This window comes from Bacillus sp. 05T22, from assembly GCF_056396765.1.
This window is the reverse complement of sequence record NZ_JBFTMC010000268.1, coordinates 1-660: the sequence shown is the minus strand read 5'-3', so window position 1 is coordinate 660 and position 660 is coordinate 1. Positions and strand designations below refer to the sequence as shown.

Genomic DNA, 660 nt, shown 5'->3' with positions numbered 1-660 from the left:
ACATTAAGGCTACATCCAGTCGATTTTGAAGAGATAAAGAAGGTTTATCCCCAAATAATTTTGCACCTAAAATTAATACATATGGAGCGTTATCACTTAACTTTTCATAAGCAACTTTTTTCATTCGATATGTCATATACATTATGCATAATGGTGGAAATAATAAGATAACAAGTAGTATCCATTTGTTCATATATAAGCTTACACTCCCTTTCTTTATATTATATAGAAAAAGAAAGGGAGACAGAAGTATTTTTTAATGACTACGTTGTCCTGCGTTTTGAGCATTACGCCCTTTTTTAGAAGATGTATGACACTGAGTTTGATTTCCTTTATGTTTCGCTGATCCTAATGCTTTCGTTTTTCCCATTTTGTTTCACACCCTCTTTTTATATGGTTCCTTTATAGATTTTGTATTTTCTCTCTCGTCATACAATGGATTTATTGGAAGTTTCTCCTTATTTCAAGAGTATTTTTTATTTTTGGGATATCAAGATAAAGTGAAACTTTAATCAGTGGGGTTTTCTTTCCCACACTGATTATTAGCCCTCACTAATCGGACTTTTACGGGCAGCTAATCTCCCACCTAACTTCCTTGTTTCTCTCTGAATCTTGAGGTGGGGGTCTCACTGCCCTAAAATAGCGGATAAAGTTAATAAT

1 pseudogene is annotated in these 660 nt (G+C 33.5%); it reads right to left on the bottom strand.

Annotation, left to right across the window (positions count from 1 at the left end):
* Positions 1–193, bottom strand: a pseudogene (locus tag AC1DIT_RS28305) (YdcF family protein); the annotation flags it as partial.
* Positions 194–660: the final 467 nt, after the last annotated feature.